General features: G+C 86.2%; 1 pseudogene. It reads right to left on the bottom strand.

From position 1 onward, the window contains the following. Positions 1-218 (bottom strand): annotated as a pseudogene (locus tag QM806_RS41230) (hypothetical protein); the annotation flags it as partial.

Below are 218 nucleotides of genomic sequence, written 5' to 3'. Positions count from 1 at the left end.
GGGCTCGGCCCCGGCCGCGCGGACCGCCCAGGCCCGGGGACCGGCCGTGACCCGGTGGAACGGCGCCGGCGGGTCGGCGCCGGCGGGGCCCGGAGGCGGGGGCCCGCGTCGCTCGTTGCGGGGGCGCGGGGGCGGGGCATGCGCCCCCGTCCCGTGCGGCGCGCACCGCCGGCAGCGTGCCCATGGCGCGGATCCGCTGCGCCGGCGCACCCTGCAGG

Source organism: Rhodococcus sp. IEGM 1351, assembly GCF_030056875.1.
Classification (GTDB): domain Bacteria; phylum Actinomycetota; class Actinomycetes; order Mycobacteriales; family Mycobacteriaceae; genus Rhodococcus_F; species Rhodococcus_F opacus.
The sequence above is the reverse complement of the archived record's forward strand: the minus strand, read 5'-3'. Positions and strand labels throughout refer to the sequence as shown.